The organism is Allocatelliglobosispora scoriae (assembly GCF_014204945.1).
Classification (GTDB): domain Bacteria; phylum Actinomycetota; class Actinomycetes; order Mycobacteriales; family Micromonosporaceae; genus Allocatelliglobosispora; species Allocatelliglobosispora scoriae.
In genome coordinates this window covers 4,141,093-4,157,741 of the sequence record NZ_JACHMN010000002.1, presented here as the reverse complement: position 1 = coordinate 4,157,741, position 16,649 = coordinate 4,141,093, and the positions used below count along the sequence as shown (strand labels likewise).

Annotated in this window: 14 protein-coding genes; 8 read left to right on the top strand and 6 right to left on the bottom strand. The window is 69.4% G+C overall.

Going from position 1 to position 16,649, the window contains the following annotated elements; genetic code table 11:
- Positions 1 to 184: 184 nt before the first annotated feature.
- Positions 185 to 538, top strand: a complete 354-nt coding sequence (locus tag F4553_RS24540; RefSeq protein WP_184839689.1) for a WhiB family transcriptional regulator — start codon at positions 185 to 187, stop codon at positions 536 to 538.
- 6 nt (positions 539 to 544) lie between these two features.
- Here the strand turns inward: F4553_RS24540 and F4553_RS24535 are convergent, their stop codons facing one another.
- The gene (locus F4553_RS24535; RefSeq protein WP_184839687.1) at positions 545 to 2,041 is read right to left on the bottom strand and encodes a molybdopterin-dependent oxidoreductase; all 1,497 of its coding nucleotides are present in this window, start codon (positions 2,039 to 2,041) and stop codon (positions 545 to 547) included.
- Between the two features lie 143 nt (positions 2,042 to 2,184).
- Between F4553_RS24535 and F4553_RS24530 the strand changes: the two genes are divergently transcribed.
- Positions 2,185 to 3,078: a septum formation family protein gene (locus F4553_RS24530; RefSeq protein WP_184839685.1), complete on the top strand. Its 894-nt coding sequence runs from the start codon at positions 2,185 to 2,187 to the stop codon at positions 3,076 to 3,078.
- Positions 3,079 to 3,147: 69 nt separating this feature from the next.
- Here F4553_RS24530 and groL read toward each other — a convergent pair whose 3' ends face one another.
- On the bottom strand, positions 3,148 to 4,803 hold the full coding sequence (groL, locus tag F4553_RS24525) for a chaperonin GroEL (protein WP_184839683.1): 1,656 nt from the start codon (positions 4,801 to 4,803) through the stop codon (positions 3,148 to 3,150).
- 69 nt (positions 4,804 to 4,872) lie between these two features.
- On the bottom strand, positions 4,873 to 5,181 hold the full coding sequence (groES, locus tag F4553_RS24520; protein ID WP_512698873.1) for a co-chaperone GroES: 309 nt from the start codon (positions 5,179 to 5,181) through the stop codon (positions 4,873 to 4,875).
- Positions 5,182 to 5,503: 322 nt separating this feature from the next.
- Here groES and F4553_RS24515 point away from each other — a divergent pair, with 322 nt between their 5' ends.
- From F4553_RS24515 to F4553_RS24490, 6 genes are all read left to right on the top strand, one after another.
- The gene (locus F4553_RS24515; protein ID WP_312875335.1) at positions 5,504 to 6,670 is read left to right on the top strand and encodes a class I SAM-dependent methyltransferase; all 1,167 of its coding nucleotides are present in this window, start codon (positions 5,504 to 5,506) and stop codon (positions 6,668 to 6,670) included.
- 18 nt (positions 6,671 to 6,688) lie between these two features.
- Positions 6,689 to 7,165 (top strand): Cys-tRNA(Pro) deacylase, encoded by a 477-nt coding sequence (ybaK, locus tag F4553_RS24510; RefSeq protein ID WP_184839677.1) that lies wholly within the window; start codon positions 6,689 to 6,691, stop codon positions 7,163 to 7,165.
- A gap of 228 nt (positions 7,166 to 7,393) precedes the next feature.
- A complete protein-coding gene (locus F4553_RS24505; protein ID WP_184839675.1) occupies positions 7,394 to 8,479 on the top strand; it encodes a sugar ABC transporter substrate-binding protein in 1,086 nt (361 codons plus the stop codon).
- 79 nt (positions 8,480 to 8,558) lie between these two features.
- A complete protein-coding gene (locus tag F4553_RS24500; protein WP_312875334.1) occupies positions 8,559 to 9,344 on the top strand; it encodes an ATP-binding cassette domain-containing protein in 786 nt (261 codons plus the stop codon).
- Between the two features lie 44 nt (positions 9,345 to 9,388).
- Positions 9,389 to 10,537: a sugar ABC transporter permease gene (locus tag F4553_RS24495; protein WP_184841161.1), complete on the top strand. Its 1,149-nt coding sequence runs from the start codon at positions 9,389 to 9,391 to the stop codon at positions 10,535 to 10,537.
- A gap of 37 nt (positions 10,538 to 10,574) precedes the next feature.
- Positions 10,575 to 11,753 (top strand): ROK family transcriptional regulator, encoded by a 1,179-nt coding sequence (locus F4553_RS24490; protein ID WP_184839670.1) that lies wholly within the window; start codon positions 10,575 to 10,577, stop codon positions 11,751 to 11,753.
- Between the two features lie 130 nt (positions 11,754 to 11,883).
- Here F4553_RS24490 and F4553_RS24485 read toward each other — a convergent pair whose 3' ends face one another.
- The 3 genes from F4553_RS24485 to F4553_RS24475 all read right to left on the bottom strand — a co-directional run bounded on the left by F4553_RS24485 (position 11,884) and on the right by F4553_RS24475 (position 16,613).
- The gene (locus tag F4553_RS24485) at positions 11,884 to 12,855 is read right to left on the bottom strand and encodes a glycosyltransferase family 2 protein (RefSeq protein ID WP_246467362.1); all 972 of its coding nucleotides are present in this window, start codon (positions 12,853 to 12,855) and stop codon (positions 11,884 to 11,886) included.
- A gap of 132 nt (positions 12,856 to 12,987) precedes the next feature.
- On the bottom strand, positions 12,988 to 14,727 hold the full coding sequence (locus F4553_RS24480; RefSeq protein ID WP_184839666.1) for an ABC transporter ATP-binding protein: 1,740 nt from the start codon (positions 14,725 to 14,727) through the stop codon (positions 12,988 to 12,990).
- 5 nt (positions 14,728 to 14,732) lie between these two features.
- Positions 14,733 to 16,613 (bottom strand): ABC transporter transmembrane domain-containing protein, encoded by a 1,881-nt coding sequence (locus tag F4553_RS24475; RefSeq protein WP_184839664.1) that lies wholly within the window; start codon positions 16,611 to 16,613, stop codon positions 14,733 to 14,735.
- Positions 16,614 to 16,649 lie beyond the last annotated feature (36 nt).

Genomic DNA, 16,649 nt, shown 5'->3' with positions numbered 1-16,649 from the left:
CCTCGCCGGATCGGGCGAGGCGGGATGACCGTGACAGATGGCGTGTGACAGCCGTCCGTAGGAGGAGTAGCGTATTCCGACGGTGCTTGAGGACCGATGTTTGAGTCCCGCGCCCACGGGGGATTACTTGGTCAAACGACCCCACTGCGCCGCCTGCGACGCTCAAGCCATCGGGAGGAGTCCGATGACCAACGTCCGCAGACTTCCTGGTCCAATCGCTGACATCTGGGAATGGCAACATGAGGGTGCTTGTCGCGGACGCGACAGCGCTCAGTTCTTCCACCCGGATGGTGAACGCGGTTCGTCACGAGGACGTCGCGAGATAGCCGCCAAGAAGGTTTGCACCAATTGTCCTGTTCGTGCGGAATGTGCCGCACATGCACTTCAATCCAGAGAGCCTTACGGCGTCTGGGGCGGCTTCACGGAGACCGAGCGCCTGCGCCTGCAGAACGTCGGATGGCTCGACCTCGCCGATCGCCGGCATGGCCGAGTCGACGTCCGCCGCCTCGAGGCGCGTCTGGTGCCGAGCCAGCGATAGCCCGCGTTACTTGATGCTCACCCGGACGGAGTGCCAGCCAGTGGCTCCGTCCGGGGCGGGCGGGGCCTCGTCCTGCGTTTGCGTGACGCCGTCGCGATCCGTCGCCCGCACGGTGAGCCGGTGCTCCCCCGGCGTCGCCTGCCACTTCAGCCGCCACTGCCGCCACGTGTCCTCGGAGACCGCGCCGAGCAGCTCCGCGACCTGCCACGGCCCCTCGTCGACCTGAACCTCGACCTTGTCGATGCCCCGGTGCTGCGCCCACGCCACCCCGGCGATCACGACCTCGCCCGCCGACTTCGAGCCGCGCGGCGTGTCGATCCTGGACTCGGTCTTGATCGGCCCCTGCGCCGACCAGCCCCGCGGCACCCAGTAGGCGTCGAAGGCGTTGAAGGTCGTGACCTCCCACTCGGCGATCCACTTGCACGCGCTGACATAGCCGTAGAGCCCCGGCACGATCACCCGCACGGGAAAGCCGTGGTCGATCGGGAGCGGCTCGCCGTTCATCCCGACCGCGAGCAGCGCGTCCCGGCCGTCCATCAGCGTCGCCGTCGGGCTGCCGCAGGTCCAGCCATCCACGGACCGACTCACCACCTGGTCCGCGCCGGGCAGCGGCTTCGCGCGCTCCAACAGATCCTTGACGGGTACGCCGAGCCAGCGCGCATTGCCGATGAGGTCGCCACCCACCTCGTTGGAGACGCAGGCGATCGTGATGTAGCGCTCGATCATCGGCATCGCGAGCAGTTCGTCGTAAGTGATCGTGATCTCCTGCTCGACCATGCCGTGGATCCGCAGCTTCCACGTCTTCGGGTCGACCTGCGGCACGATCAGCGCGGTGTCGATGCGGTAGAAGTCGTCATTGCTGGTCACATAGCCCGGCAGGGTGTTGTCCGGCAACGGCAGCGGCGAGTTGGTCGGCGCCGGCAGGGTCACCTGGTCCCGCGCCTCGGCGACACCCCGGCGCTGGGTGAACATGCGCCCCGCACCGCCGACGACGACCGCGGCGACCCCGGTCCACCCGGCGATACGCAGGAAGCGGCGCCGCCCGTCGGGCTGCCCGGCGGCCTGGGCCGCATCGGTCGTCTCGGCGAGCAGCAGCAGCCGCTTCAGGGCGACGACGGCGAGCCCGGCACCGATCAGCGACGGCAGCACCCAGGCGGGATCGGCGTGCGGCCGGGTGAGCGCGGCAGCGGCGCCGACGACCCCGAAGAGTCCGATCCCGGCGATGCCGAGGGCGAACCGGCGCGCCGCCAGGATGCCGATGAGCGCGGCGAACCCGGCCAGGATGATGACGGTGCCGATCTGGAGCGCGATCTTGTCATAGGTCCCGAAGAGCCGGATCGCCAGCTCCTTGCCGCCCTCCGGCACGTGGTCGACGATCCAGCCGCCGACGGCCACCACGGGACCGCTCTGCGCGCCGGTGATGATCGCGATCAGCTCGCCCGCACCCAACGCGACCGCGGCCGCCACGACACCGGCGATCGCTGCTCTTCCTCTGCCCACCATGACATCAGTCTCCGCCTGAAGGTAAGAGACCTCAACATCGACGCCCCTTACCGGGGTCTTACGGGATGCGGGGAGTCGCTAGAATCCGCGACCACAGCGGCTTGATCGACCCCCGACCAGGCCGATGACCCGGGGAGACACGGATGCGGAGAGCGCCTGCGGTTCTGGCGGCCCTACTCATGGCGGCACTGGCGGGCTGTTCGGCGTCGCCACCGCCCGGCACGGACGGCGATGTCGGCAACGAATGGGCCGCCCTGCCGGCCGCGGTGGCGTACCTGCCGAAGGCCGGCGACTGCTACCGGTCGAGCTGGCTCGAGCAGGACGCGCGCCGCGACGACAACGTGGTGCCGTGCGACTCGACCCACTTCGCCGAGACTGCCTTCGTCGGCGAGTTCACCGGTGCGGCGGCCCGGCTCACGTCGCCGCCGTCGCTGTCGTCCAAGGACCCGGCGGCGATCGCGGCACAGGCGACGGCATTCGCGGAGTGCGACAAGCAGGCGACGGCGTATCTGGGCCGGTCGTGGTACTCGCTCGACACCTACATCGACATCGCGCTCCCCACCAACAGCGCCTGGTCTGCCGGAGTCCACTGGTACCGCTGCGACCTCGGCCAGTACCCCTTCAACAGCAGCAGCAACAGCGCCGCCTCGCGGAGCAAGAGCCTGAAGGCGGAGCCCGCCACGCCGGTCTGCGTGAACATGAAGAACGACAAGTGGCCGATCGTCAGCTGCACGGCGAAGCACAACACGGAGTTCGTCGGCGGTTTCGCCTTCACTCCCGCCCAGGCCCCGACGGCCGGCACCGACGCCTCCTGGGCGCCCATCCACAGCCGCTGCATGAAGCTCGTCGCCGGCTACATCGGGGTCAGCCTCGACCGGGCCCGGTCCCAGTGGACCGACTACGCCTACTCGACCTACAGCAAGACCCACTGGGACAAGGGTCGGCGGATCATGCGGTGCTTCGTCTACATCCGCAACAGCTCGATGACGAAGTCGGCGAAGGGTACGGGCGGCAAGGGCGTACCCCGCTGGTCGTGATCTGACAGCAAGCGGCCCCGGCGCTCGTGAGGGAGCGCCGGGGCCGAAGTGTTGCTGGTGCTTCGTCGATCAGAAGCCCGGGCCGTGCTGGTGGCCGTGGCCGCCGGCGCCGTGCGAGTGCCCGTGGCCGCCGGCGCCCGCAGGCTCGGCGTTCTTCGGCTTCTCCACCACGAGACCCTCGGTGGTGAGCAGCAGACCGGCGATCGACGCGGCGTTGACGACCGCGTTGCGGGTCACCTTCACCGGGTCGACGATGCCGGACTTGACCAGGTCGACGTAGGTGCCGGTCGCCGCGTCGAGGCCCTCGCCCCACACGGACTCGCGGACCTTCTGCACGACGACGTAGCCGTCGAAGCCGGCGTTCTGGGCGATCCAGCGCAGGGGCTCGTCGAGCGCCTTGCGAACGATCGCGACACCGACCGCCTCTTCGCCGGTCAGACCCAGGTTGCCGTCGAGCACGTTGGCGATCTGCGCGAGCGCCGCGCCGCCGCCGGGGATGATGCCCTCGTCGACAGCCGCCTTCGTCGCCGAGATCGCGTCCTCGATGCGGTGCTTGCGCTCCTTCATCTCGACCTCGGTCGCCGCGCCCGCCTTGATGACGGCGACGCCGCCGGAGAGCTTCGCGAGCCGCTCGGCGAGCTTCTCCTTGTCCCAGTCGGAGTCGGCGGCCGCGATCTCGGCCCGGATCTGCTCGACCCGGCCCTTGACCTCGTCAGCCTTGCCGCCACCCTCGATGATGGTGGTGTTCTCCTTGGTGACCACGATGCGACGGGCCTGGCCCAGCGACTCCAGACCGACCGAGTCCAGCTTGTAGCCGAGCTCGGAGGCGATCAGCTCGCCGCCGGTCAGCACCGCGAGGTCCTGCAGCATCGCCTTGCGGCGGTCGCCGAAGGCCGGGGCCTTGACCGCGCAGACCTTGACGGTCTTGCGGATCGAGTTGACCACCAGCGTGGAGAGCGCCTGGCCCTCGACGTCCTCGGCGACGATCAGCAGCGGCCGGTTGGTCTGGAGAACCTTCTCCAGCAGCGGCAGCAGCTCGTCGATCGACGAGATCTTCGAGGTGGTGATGAGGATGTAGGGGTCGTCGAGAACAGCCTCGCCCGCCTCCGCGTCGGAGGCGAAGTGAGGGGAGATGAAGCCCTTGTCGAACTGCAGGCCCTCGGTCACCTCCAGCTCGGTGGTGAGGGTGGAGCCCTCCTCGACGGTGATGACGCCGTCGCGGCCGACCCGGTCCATCGCCTCGGCGATGAGCTCGCCGATCGTGGCGTCCTGGGCCGAGATCGTCGCGACCTGCGCGATGTCGTGCTTGTCGGCGACCGGGGTCGCCTTCGCGAGCAGCGCGTCGCTGATCGCCTTGGCAGCCAGGTCGATGCCGCGCTTGATGCCCATCGGGTTGGTGCCCGCGGTCACGTTGCGCAGACCCTCTTTGACCAGCGCCTGTGCGAGCACGGTCGCCGTGGTGGTGCCGTCGCCGGCAACATCGTTGGTCTTGGTGGCGACCTCTTTGACCAGCGCCGCACCGAGGTTCTCGTACGGGTTGCTCAGCTCGATCTCTTTGGCGATGGTGACACCATCATTGGTGATCATCGGGGCGCCGAACGACCTGCTCAGCACCACGTTTCGCCCGCGCGGGCCCAGGGTGACCTTGACCACGTCGGCGAGCGCGTTGACGCCGTGCTCCAGCAGGTGCCGGGCGTCATCCGAGAAGCTCAGGATCTTCGCCATAAATTCTTTCTCTCCCTATTAGCGACGCCCCGGCCCTCCACGTGCGTGGAGTGCCGGGGCGTCAGCAGGTCACTTCTCGATGACCGCGAGGACGTCGCGGGCGGAGAGCACCAGGTACTCCTCGCCGGCATACTTGATCTCGGTGCCGCCGTACTTCGAGTAGACGACCTTGTCGCCAACCTGAACGTCAAGCGGAACCCGCTTGCCGTTGTCGTCGAAGCGGCCGGGGCCGACAGCGATGACGGTGCCCTCCTGGGGCTTCTCCTTGGCGGTGTCGGGGATCACGAGGCCCGACGCGGTGGTGGTCTCAGCCTCGTTCGCCTGGACCAGAATGCGGTCCTCGAGCGGCTTGATCGCAACCTTCGTCGCGGTAGTCACGGGCATACCCTCCTGGGGTACTTGTAAACGAACCTGACTATCGATCGGTCCCGTCGTCGCGGGTGCCGGTTCCGGTCGATTCCAATGCCCTCACGAGGTCGTGAGCGCTAACCCGAAGTTAGCACCCGACGTTCGAGAGTGCTAAGCGAAGGTTATGTCGGGAGTTAGCACTCCGTCAAGCAGAGTGCCAACACAACGCTTCCTGAGCTGCCCCCGGTCACGTTTTGCAGCAAAGCGTGGCCTGGCTGCGCCAGGAGACCACGCTTTGCTGCAAAACGTGACCGGGGGTCGGCGCGGTGCCCGGGTCAGGGAGAATCGGCGGGTGCATCCCCTTCCCCTGACCACACCGGCCGGCCACGCCGCGCTGCTCGCCGCTCATCAGCTCGGCGAGGTCGATCCGCTGGCGGCGGCGAGCCGGCTGCGCGGGCAGGGCATCGATCCCGAGCTCGCCTCGGCGGCGCTGACCCAGGTCGCGCTGCGGCGCAGGGCGGTCGGGAAGTTCGGCCCGGACGCCGAGCGGCTGCTCTTCACCCGGGCCGGTCTCGAGCAGGCGACCCGGCCCGTGGTGGCGGCTCGACGGGCGCAGCGGCTGTGGGGTGCGGGTGTGCGTACCCTCATCGATCTCGGTTGTGGGTTGGGGGCCGACGCGATGGCCTGCGCGCGGGCCGGCATCAGGGTGACCGCGATCGAGGCCGATGCCGAGACCGCGGCCGTGACCGGCGCGAACGTCGCGACGCTGGGGCTCGACAGCCTGATCGACGTGCGGCACGGTGACGCGACCGCCGCCGACCTCGACGGATACGACGCGGCCTTCTGCGATCCGGCCCGGCGCAGCGGCGGGCGCAGGGTCTTCGATCCGGCCGCATACTCGCCGCCGTGGGACTTCGTGGTCGGGCTCGCCGGGCGGGTGCCGATCACCGTGCTGAAGCTCGCACCGGGCATCGATCCGGCGCTGCTCCCCCACGGCGCCGAGCTGGAGCTCGTCAGCGTCGACGGCGAGGTGGTGGAGGCGGCGGCCTGGTGCGGCCCCCTCGCGACGGTGCCCCGCCGGGCGACGGTGATCCGCGGCACGATCGCGCACCAGCTCACCGGAGGCGGCCTCGCCGAGGCGCCGGTCGCGAAGCCCGGGGCCTTCATCACCGACCCCGACGGCGCGGTGGTCCGGTCGCACCTCGTCGCCGAGTTCGCGCAGGCGCACGGCGGATGGATCGGCGACCCCACCATCGCCTACGTCTGGAGCGACGAACCGGTCTCCTCGCCCTTCGGCCGCTGCTTCGCCGTCGACGAGCTGCTCCCCTTCTCGCTCAAGCGGCTCCGCACGGCGCTGCGCGACCGCGGGGTCGGCCGGGTCGAGATCCTCAAGCGCGGATCGGCGCTCGACGTCGAGCAGCTGCGCCGCGAGCTCCGCCTCGCCGGGCCGACGGGAGCATCGGTGCTGCTCACCATGGTCGCCGGGCGGCCCTTCGCGATCATCGCCAACCCCGTTTGAGCTTCTAGACTCGGGTCCGTGGCCAACGGAACCCCTGCGACCGTCCTGCTCAGCAAGCAGAAGGTCGAGCACTCGCTGCATACCTATGAGGTCTCCCCGGAGACCCCGAATTACGGTGCCGTCGTCGCCGAGGCGATCGGCGCCGACCCGGCCCGGGTCTTCAAGACACTGATCACGACCGTGGACGGCGCGCTCACCGTCGCCGTCGTGCCCGTCACCGGCGAGCTGGACCTCAAGGCGCTCGCCTCGGCCGTGGGCGGCAAGAAGGGAGCCCTCGCCGAGCGGGCCGCGGCCGAGAAGGCGACCGGTTACGTGCGGGGCGGCATCAGCCCGCTCGGACAGCGTACGAAGCTGACGACGGTCATCGATGCCTCGGCCCTCGACGCGGATCAGATCTTCGTCTCGGCCGGGCGGCGCGGGCTCCAGGTCCGGCTCGCACCGGAGGCGCTCGTCCGACTCACCGCCGCAACCGTCGCGGAGATCGCCAAAGGGTAATTCCGAGGTAGAAAGCGATCTCCCCAACGCCTGGTTGCGGGCACGTTTCTAAATTGTTATCCCCACCAACAAACTCTAGGCTTGCGCAAACCCCCGGCTGGGCAATACGTTGCCGGACACAACAAACAAGCGAGTGACCGGTCTCACTTATCTGAACCGCGCGCTTCCGGAAGGCGCGCGGCTCTCTTTCCCGGCAACACACCCCTTCACTCGAAAGGACCTGCACCGATGCGTAGGCTCCTCACCATCGCTGCTACCGGAGCGCTGCTCCTCGGGGGCCTCGCCGCCTGTGGCGACTCCGACGACACCGGCACGCCCGCCGCCAAGACCCCCAAGATCGGCGTCATCCTGCCGGACAGCAAGTCCTCTGCCCGCTGGGAGACCGCTGACCGCAAGTACCTCGAGGCGGCGTTCAAGTCCGCGAACATCGCCTACGACATCCAGAACGCCCAGGGTGACAAGGCCCAGTTCCAGACGATCGCCGACCAGATGATCACCAATGGCGTGACCGTCCTCGTCATCGTCAACCTGGACTCGGGTACCGGCAAGGCCGTCCTGGACAAGGCGAAGGCGCAGGGCATCCCCACCATCGACTACGACCGCCTGACCCTGGGCGGCTCGGCCTCGTACTACGTCAGCTTCGACAACGAGTCCGTTGGCAAGCTGCAGGGTGAGGGCCTCGGCAAGTGCCTGACCGAGAAGGCTGTCACCAAGCCGATCATCGCGCAGCTCGCCGGTTCCCCGACCGACAACAACGCCACCCTGTTCCGCAAGGGTGCCGAGTCGGTCCTCGACCCGAAGTACGCCTCCGGCGACTACGTGAAGGGCCCGGTCACGCCGGTTCCCGGTTGGGACAACACCGAGGGTGGCAAGATCTTCGAGCAGATGCTCACCGCTCAGCCGAAGATCGGTGGCGTTCTCGCCGCCAATGACGGCCTCGGCAACGCGGCCATCGCGGTCCTCAAGAAGCAGAAGCTGAACGGCAAGGTCCCGGTCACCGGCCAGGACGCCACCGTGCAGGGCCTGCAGAACATCCTCGCCGGCGACCAGTGCATGACCGTCTACAAGGCCGTCAAGCAGGAGGCCGACGCGACCGCCGAGCTGGCGATCGGTCTCGCCAAGGGCGAGAAGAAGTCGACCACCCAGACGGTGAACGACAGCGAGGGCAAGCGTGATGTCCCCGCCGTCCTGCTCATCCCGAAGGCGATCTTCTTCGACTCGGTGAAGGATGTCGTCGCCGACGGCTACGTCACCAAGGCCGAGCTGTGCACCGCCGACTTCGCCGCGCTCTGCACCAAGGCCGGCGTCGCCTAATCTGATCAACCCTGATGCGGGGTGCCGTCTCGACGGCACCCCGCATCAGACTGGTGACCCCACCCCTAGGAGCACCCGAGTGTCCACACCCCTCCTCGAACTGCGCGGGATCAACAAGAGCTTCGGTCCCGTCCATGTCCTGCGCGATGTCGCCTTCACCGCTGAAGCCGGCAGCGTCACCGCACTCGTCGGCGACAACGGCGCCGGAAAATCCACGCTGGTCAAGTGCATCGGCGGGATCTACCCGAGCGACTCGGGCGAGTACCTCTTCGAGGGCAAGCAGGTCTCCGTGGGCAACCCCCGGGACGCCGCCAACCTCGGGGTCGAGATCGTTTACCAGGACCTCGCGCTCTGCGACAACCTGGACATCGTCTCCAACATGTTCCTCGGCCGGGAGAAGAAGGCCGTCGGCGGCATCATCCTCGACGACGCCACCATGGAGGAGATGGCCACGCAGACGCTGGCCAGCCTCTCCGTGCGGACGGTGAAGTCGATCCGCCAGCAGGTCGCCAGCCTCTCCGGCGGTCAGCGCCAGACGGTGGCGATCGCCAAGGCCGTGCTGTGGAACAGCAAGCTGGTCATCCTCGACGAGCCCACCGCCGCCCTCGGTGTCGCGCAGACCGCCCAGGTGCTGGAGCTGGTCCGCCGGCTCGCCGACAACGGCCTCGCCGTCGTGCTGATCTCGCACAACCTCAACGACGTCTTCGCGGTCTCCGACCGGATCGCCGCGCTCTACCTGGGGCAGATGGTCGCCCAGGTCAACACGACCGATGTCACCCACTCCCAGATCGTCGAGCTCATCACGTCTGGACGCAGCGGCAACCTCGGCCTGCCCGCCGAGGTCTTGAACGGAGACGGCCAGTGAAAGACCACCTCCTCAACTACTGGGCCCGCGTTCGCGGCGGCGAGATGGGCTCGCTGCCGGCGGTCCTCGGACTCGTCGTCCTCTGCACCGTCTTCGGCATCGTGCGACCGGTCTTCTTCAGCCCGGGCAACATCGCCAACCTCTTCACCCAGGGCGCGCAGGTCACCATCATCGCGATGGGCCTCGTCTTCGTCCTGCTGATCGGCGAGATCGACCTGTCGGCCGGCTTCGCCAGCGGCGTCTGCGCGGCGGTCCTCGGCGTCACCCTGACCAACCACGGCTGGCCCTGGTACGCCGCCTGCCTCGCCGCGATCGTGACCGGCACGGTGATCGGCCTGATCCTCGGACTGCTCGTGGCGAAGATGGGGATCCCCTCGTTCGTGGTGACCCTGGCAGCCTTCCTCGCCTTCCAGGGCGTCGGTCTGGCGCTGCTCAAGGAGGGCACCAACATCTCCATCCGCGACGAGGTGATCGTCGGGATCGGCAACCGCAACATGACCCCGCTCCTGAGCTGGGTGCTGGCGGTCGTCGTCATCGTCGGTTTCACCGCGATCGAGCTGATCCGCTGGATGCGGCGCAACCGGCGCGGCGTCACCACCGACCCCATCAGCGTCGTGGTCGCCCGGATCGTCACCGTCGGCGCGATGATCACCTTCCTCGCCTGGGTACTCACCCTGGAGCGCGCCGCCAACCCGCTCTTCGCCACGGTCAAGGGTGTTCCGGTGATCGTTCCGGTGATCGGCGTCATGCTCATCGTCTGGACCTTCGTGCTCCGGCGCACCGCGTACGGCCGGCACATCTACGCCGTCGGCGGCAACGCCGAGGCGGCCCGGCGGGCCGGCATCAACGTCGACCGCATCAAGATCTCGGCGTTCGTCATCTGCTCCGGAATGGCCGCGGTCGGCGGCATCGTCGCGGCCGGGCACGACAGCTCGGTCGACTCCAACACCGGTGGCAGCAACGTGCTGCTCTACGCCGTGGGCGCCGCGGTCATCGGCGGGACCAGCCTTTTCGGCGGTCGCGGTCGGATGATCGACGCAGTGCTCGGCGGCATGGTGATCGCTGTGATCATCAACGGTATGGCCCTGCTCAACCAGAACGCCAGCACCAAGTACATAATCACCGGCACGGTGCTGCTGCTGGCGGCCGGTGTCGACGCGCTGTCCCGCCGTCGCGCCGTCGTCACACGCTGACCGCCACGACCATCCACTCTGGAGTGTCATAGTCGCCATGCCAGCAGCCCCCAGCCAGGAGGAGATCCGGCGGCAGAACCTCGGTGCCCTGCTGCGGTACGTGCACGCGCACGGACCGAGTTCCCGGGCCGAGATCACCACCGCGATGGGGCTCAACCGCTCGACGATCGGCGCCCTCGCGACCGACCTGGCCAACGCCGGGCTGGTCAGCGAGGGCGCTCCGCGGGAGACCGGTCGGGCCGGACGGCCCTCCCCGGTCGTCCGGCCGGAGTCGGAGCGGGTCTACGCCTACGCCTTCTCCATCGAGGTCGACCGGGTCCGCGCGGCCCGGATCGGCCTCGGCGGCGTGGTGCTGGACCGGCGCGAGGCGCCGCACGACCGGGGTGTGGTCACGGCCGCCGACACGATCGGCCCGATCGCGGACCTGGTGACGCAGATGCACCGCGGGGTCGCGGCCAACTCCGTGTGCGTCGGGGCCGGGGTCGCGGTCAGCGGATTGGTACGCCGTGTCGACGGCCTGGTCCGCCTCGGCCCCAACCTCGGCTGGGTGGACGAACCGCTGGGTGCCGCCCTGCGCGGTTCCCTGCCGGTGGACCATCCGATCTCCGTGGGCAACGCGGCAGACCTGGCCGCTCTCGCCGAGCACGTCCGGGGTGCCGCCGTGGGCTGCGACAACATCATCTACCTCTACGGCGACGTCGGTGTCGGCGCCGGGATCATCGCGGGCGGCCGACGGGTGACGGGCCACGGCGGCTACGGCGGCGAGGTCGGCCACATGGTGGTCCGGCCGGGCGGGCACGGCTGCGGTTGCGGCTCCCGTGGCTGCTGGGAGACCGAGATCGGCGAGGCGGCGCTGCTGCGGGAGTCGGGGCGGCACGGGCACTTCGGCCACGACGCGGTCCTCACCGTCATCGACGCCGCCGCCCGGGGCGACATCGAGGCGAAGGAGGGCGTCCGCCACGTCGGCGACTGGCTCGGCTTCGGCGTTGCCAACCTTGTCAACATCTTCAACCCCGAGATGATCATTTTCGGCGGCGGGCTGCGGGACGTCTATCTGGCAGCCGCGGCACAGGTCCGGACCCGCCTGAACACGATGGCCCTCCCCGCCTGCCGCGAGCACGTCCGCCTGCGTACGCCCGGCCTGGGCGACGACGCCTCCCTGATCGGCGCGGCAGAGCTAGCCTTCGAGCAACTCCTAACCGACCCCCTGGGCTAACCCCCACCCGCCCTTAAATTCGCGTTGATCAAGGGAAGACTCGCCGCGAATCGGACACCCCGGATGGCGAGTCTTCCCTTGATCAACGCGAATTATGGTGGGGCGCGAAGAGGGCGGGGCGCGGAATGCGTCAGGGCTTCGACTTCAGGGCGCGGAAGATGTGGCGGGACGCGGCGTAGGCGGGGTACGCGTTCCAGGCGACCATTCGGTGCTTCGCGCCGATGACGCCCGGCGGGATCGGATAGCCGCTCGCCGGGGCATGCCGACGCGTCACCGCGACGATCTCGCGGAAGAACGCGTGGCGGCGGTCGGCCGCGACCCGCTCGGGGCTGCCCAGCATCACCAGGAGCTGGTTGACCATCAGCTCGCACAGCAGGCCCCGAAATTGCTCGTCCTGCGGCCGGAGCTTCGCGAAGAGCAGGTCGTACTGCCCGAACACCTCGAACTGGCGGTCACTCGCCGTCCTCGTGATCGCCCCGCTGGCCCTGGTCCGGTAGTGGTAGCAGACCCGGTCCAGCACCTCGATCCGCCGCGCGGCGAGGAGCAGCGGCTGGGAGTAGGGCAGGTCCTCGTACCAGCCGGGTGGGAAACGAAGCCCGGCCTCCGCGAGCAGTGAGCGGCGGACGACCTTGTTCCAGGCGGTCGTGTGCGCGCGCAGCAGCGAGGGCTGGTCCGCGACCGTGACCGAGCCGATCGCCTCGCGCAGCACGGCCGAGGTCTGGCTGGGCCGGTGGATGCCGCGCGGGGAGACCCGGTCGTGGTCGATGAGGAGTACGTCCGGCTCGGTGGAGAGCGCCGCTCGCACCTCGGCGACGGCCCCTGCGGGCAGCCAGTCGTCGGAGTCGACGAACCAGACGTAGCGGCCCCGGGCGGCGTCGAGCCCGACGTTGCGGGCGGGACCGAGCCCGACGTTGGCGGTCAGGTGGATCACGCGGAGGCGGGGGTCGGCATAGGAGTCGAGCAGGGCCGGGCAGCCGTCGGGCGAGGCGTCGTCGACGGCGATCACCTCGACATCCGTGCGCAGGTCGCAGAGGATCGAGTCGAGGCACTCCTTGAGGTAGTCCTCGACTCCGTGAACCGCGATCACGACGCTGAGCAGCATGTCTGTCACAACATGGTCAACGATATCGGCGTCCGTCCCGCCTCCTGTCACGTTTGCAGCAAAGCGTGGCCTCGCGGAGCGAAATGGCCACGCTTTGCTGCAAAACGTGACAGGGCCGCGCCCCAAAGCAGGCTACGCGTTCCAGGAACGCCACAACGCGGCATAGGAACCGTCGGCCGCGACCAGCTCGTCGTGCGAACCGAGCTCCGCGATCCGGCCGTCCTCGATCACCGCGACCCGGTCCGCGTCGTGGGCGGAGAAGAGCCGGTGCGCGATCGCGATCACCGTACGCCCCGAGAGCACCGCCGCCAGCGAACGCTCCAGGTGTCGGGCCGCCCGCGGATCGATCAGCGAGGTCGCCTCGTCGAGCACGAGCGTGTGCGGGTCCGCCAGCACCAGCCGGGCGAGCGCGAGCTGCTGTGCCTGCGCGGGCGGCACGGTGAAGCCGCCCGATCCGACCTCGGTGTCGAGCCCCTCCGGCAGCCCGGCGACCCACCCGTCGAGGTCGACCGCGCGCAGCGCCGCCCACAGCTCCTCGTCGGCCGCCGTGGGCAGGGCGAGCAGCAGGTTGTCGCGGAGGGTGCCGAGGAAGACGTGGTGCTCCTGGGTGACGAGGGCGACCTCGCTGCGGCGGACCGCGAGCGGCAGCGCCGACATGTCCGCGCCGCCGACGGTGACGCGGCCCTGCGTGGGCGGGTGGATCCCGGCGAGCAGCCGGCCCAGCGTCGACTTGCCAGCGCCGGACGGGCCGACCATGGCGAGCCGCTCCCCCGCCTTGAGCTGCAGCGACACCCCGTGCAGCACCTCACGGCCGGCCACGTAGGAGTAGCGGACATCGGTGGCGCGCAGCGGCTCGTCACCGGGTCGCAGTCCGGAGTCGCTGCGTTCGTCGGCGACGAGGCCGACGCCGATGAGCCGGGCGAGCGCGGCACCGCCGACCTGGAGCTCGTCGAGCCAGTTGAGCATCCGCTCGATCGGCCAGACGAGCTGCTGGGTGTAGGTGACGGCGGCGGCGACCTGGCCGATCGAGACCCAGCCGCGGTAGTAGAAGTAGCCGCCGAAGAGGATCGTCGCGGTGATCGAGACGGCGAACCCGGCGTCGAAGAAGGGGAACAGGCGCGTCCGCAGACCCAGCGTGTAGCGCTCGGCGGCGTACGATCCGGCGATCTTCCTGTCGATGTCCGTGCGCCGCCGCGTGCCGTAGCCGAGCGATTCGGTGGTCCGCGCACCCTCGACGGTCTCGGAGAGCGAGTCGGTGATGTCGGCGTAGGCGGCGTTCTCCCGCAGGTAGCCGGGGGTGGCGCGGCGCAGGTACCAGCGGCAGGAGGCGACGACGAGCGGCATGCCGAGCAGGAACGGCAGCGTCATCAGCGGGCTGACCAGGATCAGCGCGGCGGCTGAGAGCAGCGCGGTGACGACGGCGACGAAGATCTCCGGCACTCCCCGCCGCACGCTGTGGTTGAGGGAGCCGACGTCTCGGGAGACCCGCCCCATCAGGTCGCCGGTGCCGGCCTTCTCCACGGTGGAGAGCGGCACGGCCAGGACGCGGTCGACGAACTCCTCGCGCACGTCGGCGAGCATGTGCTCACCGGTCTTGGCGCCCTGGTAGACGGCGAATCGGATGATGAACGCGTGCAGGGCGATCGATGCGACGAGCAGCAGCGCGAGCAGGTCGACCCGGCCGGTGGTGCCGCCGGGGTGGCTGACGCTGTCGATGATCCGGCCGAGCAGGTTGGGTCCGGCGAGCATCGCGATGGCGGCGAGGCTGTGCAGGCCGACGGTCCAGCCCAGACCGCGCCGGTGGGTGCGGATCAGCTTGACGGCATAGGCGCGGACAGCCTTGCCGTCCGCGATGGGAAGGATCTCCCTCATCGTGGTCAGTCCTCCGCTCGGGTGACCGTCGCGCGGTATCGCGGTTCGGTGCGCAGCAGTTCGCGGTGCGTGCCCTCGGCGACGACCGCACCGTCCTCCACGTAGATCACGTGGTCGGCGCGGTCGAGCATCAGCGGGCTGGTGGAGGCGACGAGCGTGGTCAAGCCCTGCCGGTAGTCGCCGATCCGGCCCGCGATCCGGGCCTCGGTGTGCGCGTCGACGGCGCTGGTCGGCTCGATCATGAGCAGCGTCGGCACCCCGGTGAGCAGTGATCTCGTCAGCCGGAGCCGCTGCTGCTGGCCGCCGGAGAACTCCCGGCCGCGCTCGGCGACGACCGCGTCGAGCCCTTCGGGCAGCGCCTCGACCACGTCGGTCGCGCTGGCGGCGGCGAGCGCCGCCCAGATCTGGGAGTCGGTCGCGCGATCGGTCGGGTCCAGCTCCGCGCGCAGCGGCCCGGCGAAGATCTGGCCGTCGTTGTCGGTCACGAGGATCAGCTCACGCAGGGTGCGCCGTCCGACCAACCGGAGGGGTACGCCACCAGCCACCTCCTCGGCCTGCCTCTCCTCGACCCGCACCTGCTCGCGCACCTCCGACAGCAGTGCACCCTCCCGCCGGACGCTCTCCACCAGCCGCAACTCTTCAAGAGTTGGTGTCATCCGGTCTGGAGCCGGTGCCGGTCGGCCGCCCTGGCTCGGCAGGCGGACGAAGGGGCGGGCGATGACGTCGGAGTCGACGTACCGCCCCAGCCGCTCGATGATCTCCGTCGCGTCCTCGGGAGCCGACGCGGCGAGCACGGTGAAGCGTCCACCCGGCAGGGTCAGCCCGGACGCCGGGTCGTGCAGCTCGAAACCGCCCGCGGGCAGCTCCGCGGGCTCCGCCGGATCGGTGATCTCGGGCTCCAGCCGGAGCAGGCGCACCATCCGCCGCGCGGCGACGTGACCGCGAGTGATCTTGTCGGTCGCCTCGACGATCGTGCGCAGCGGGATGACGAGGAAGGCCGCGTACCCGTAGAGCGCGATGAACTGCCACAGCTCGATCGCGCCGGACATGGTGAACCGCGCGCCGAGCCAGGTGACCAGCGCCAGGAACAGCCCCGGCAGCAGCACCTGGGCCGATTCGAGCAGGGCGTCGACCTTGCCGACCCGGACACCGGCGTTGCGCAGGTCCTGCGACTGGGAGAAGTAGCGCCCGGAGAAGACCGACTCGCCGCCGACCCCGCGCAGCACCCGGAGCCCGGCGACGATGTCACTCGCCTGGCTCATCAGCTTGCCCTGCTGCTCCCGGTAGGCGGCCTGCCGCACGTGCAGCGGTTTGATCAGGAGCCCGACCGCCGACATCATCACGGGTACGCCGATGAGCACGACCAGTCCGAGCAGCCACGACATGTTGAGCAGGATGACCGAGACGACGACGAGCGAGACGACCGCGCCGGAACCCCGCAGCATGATGTCGATCGCGCCGCCGATGTGGTTGACGTCGGAGTTGCCGATGCTGATGACCTCGCCGGCCGCGATCCGCTTGGGCAGCGTCGCACCGAGCTTGTTGGCCGAATTCACCGTGAGCTGGATGACCCGGTAGGAAGCGTTGAGGTAGTTGTAGACGGCGAACCGGTGCCGCATGATGCCCGACGCCGCCATCACCGCGTTGAGCAGGAAGAACGCCGTCGCCCAGATGATCAGTGAGCGGGTGTCCTCACCGCGCACGCCCAGGTCGATCGCGCGGCCGATCGTGTAGGGCCACAGCGCCTGCGCCACCATCCACGCGATCCCGAAGCCCATGCCGATGATGAGCGTGCGCCACTGCTGCCGCACCAACCAGAAGAGGAATCGCAGCGCTGATCTGCTGTCGGGCACGCCGGGGTCAGGAAGGGGTAAGGGGCGGGGCACGATTCTGACGTTACGAGATCATATGACAGCGGGCAA

Bases quoted from the DNA above. Each gene is read 5' to 3' on its own strand.
- F4553_RS24495 (WP_184841161.1), top strand. From the start codon at position 9,389: ATGGGCTCGCTGCCGGCGGTCCTCGGACTCGTCGTCCTCTGCACCGTC.
- F4553_RS24530 (WP_184839685.1), top strand. From the start codon at position 2,185: ATGCGGAGAGCGCCTGCGGTTCTGGCGGCCCTACTCATGGCGGCACTG.
- F4553_RS24490 (WP_184839670.1), top strand. From the start codon at position 10,575: ATGCCAGCAGCCCCCAGCCAGGAGGAGATCCGGCGGCAGAACCTCGGT.
- F4553_RS24535 (WP_184839687.1), bottom strand. From the start codon at position 2,041: ATGGTGGGCAGAGGAAGAGCAGCGATCGCCGGTGTCGTGGCGGCCGCG.
- groL (WP_184839683.1), bottom strand. From the start codon at position 4,803: ATGGCGAAGATCCTGAGCTTCTCGGATGACGCCCGGCACCTGCTGGAG.
- F4553_RS24485 (WP_246467362.1), bottom strand. From the start codon at position 12,855: ATGCTGCTCAGCGTCGTGATCGCGGTTCACGGAGTCGAGGACTACCTC.
- F4553_RS24540 (WP_184839689.1), top strand. From the start codon at position 185: ATGACCAACGTCCGCAGACTTCCTGGTCCAATCGCTGACATCTGGGAA.
- F4553_RS24480 (WP_184839666.1), bottom strand. From the start codon at position 14,727: ATGAGGGAGATCCTTCCCATCGCGGACGGCAAGGCTGTCCGCGCCTAT.
- F4553_RS24505 (WP_184839675.1), top strand. From the start codon at position 7,394: ATGCGTAGGCTCCTCACCATCGCTGCTACCGGAGCGCTGCTCCTCGGG.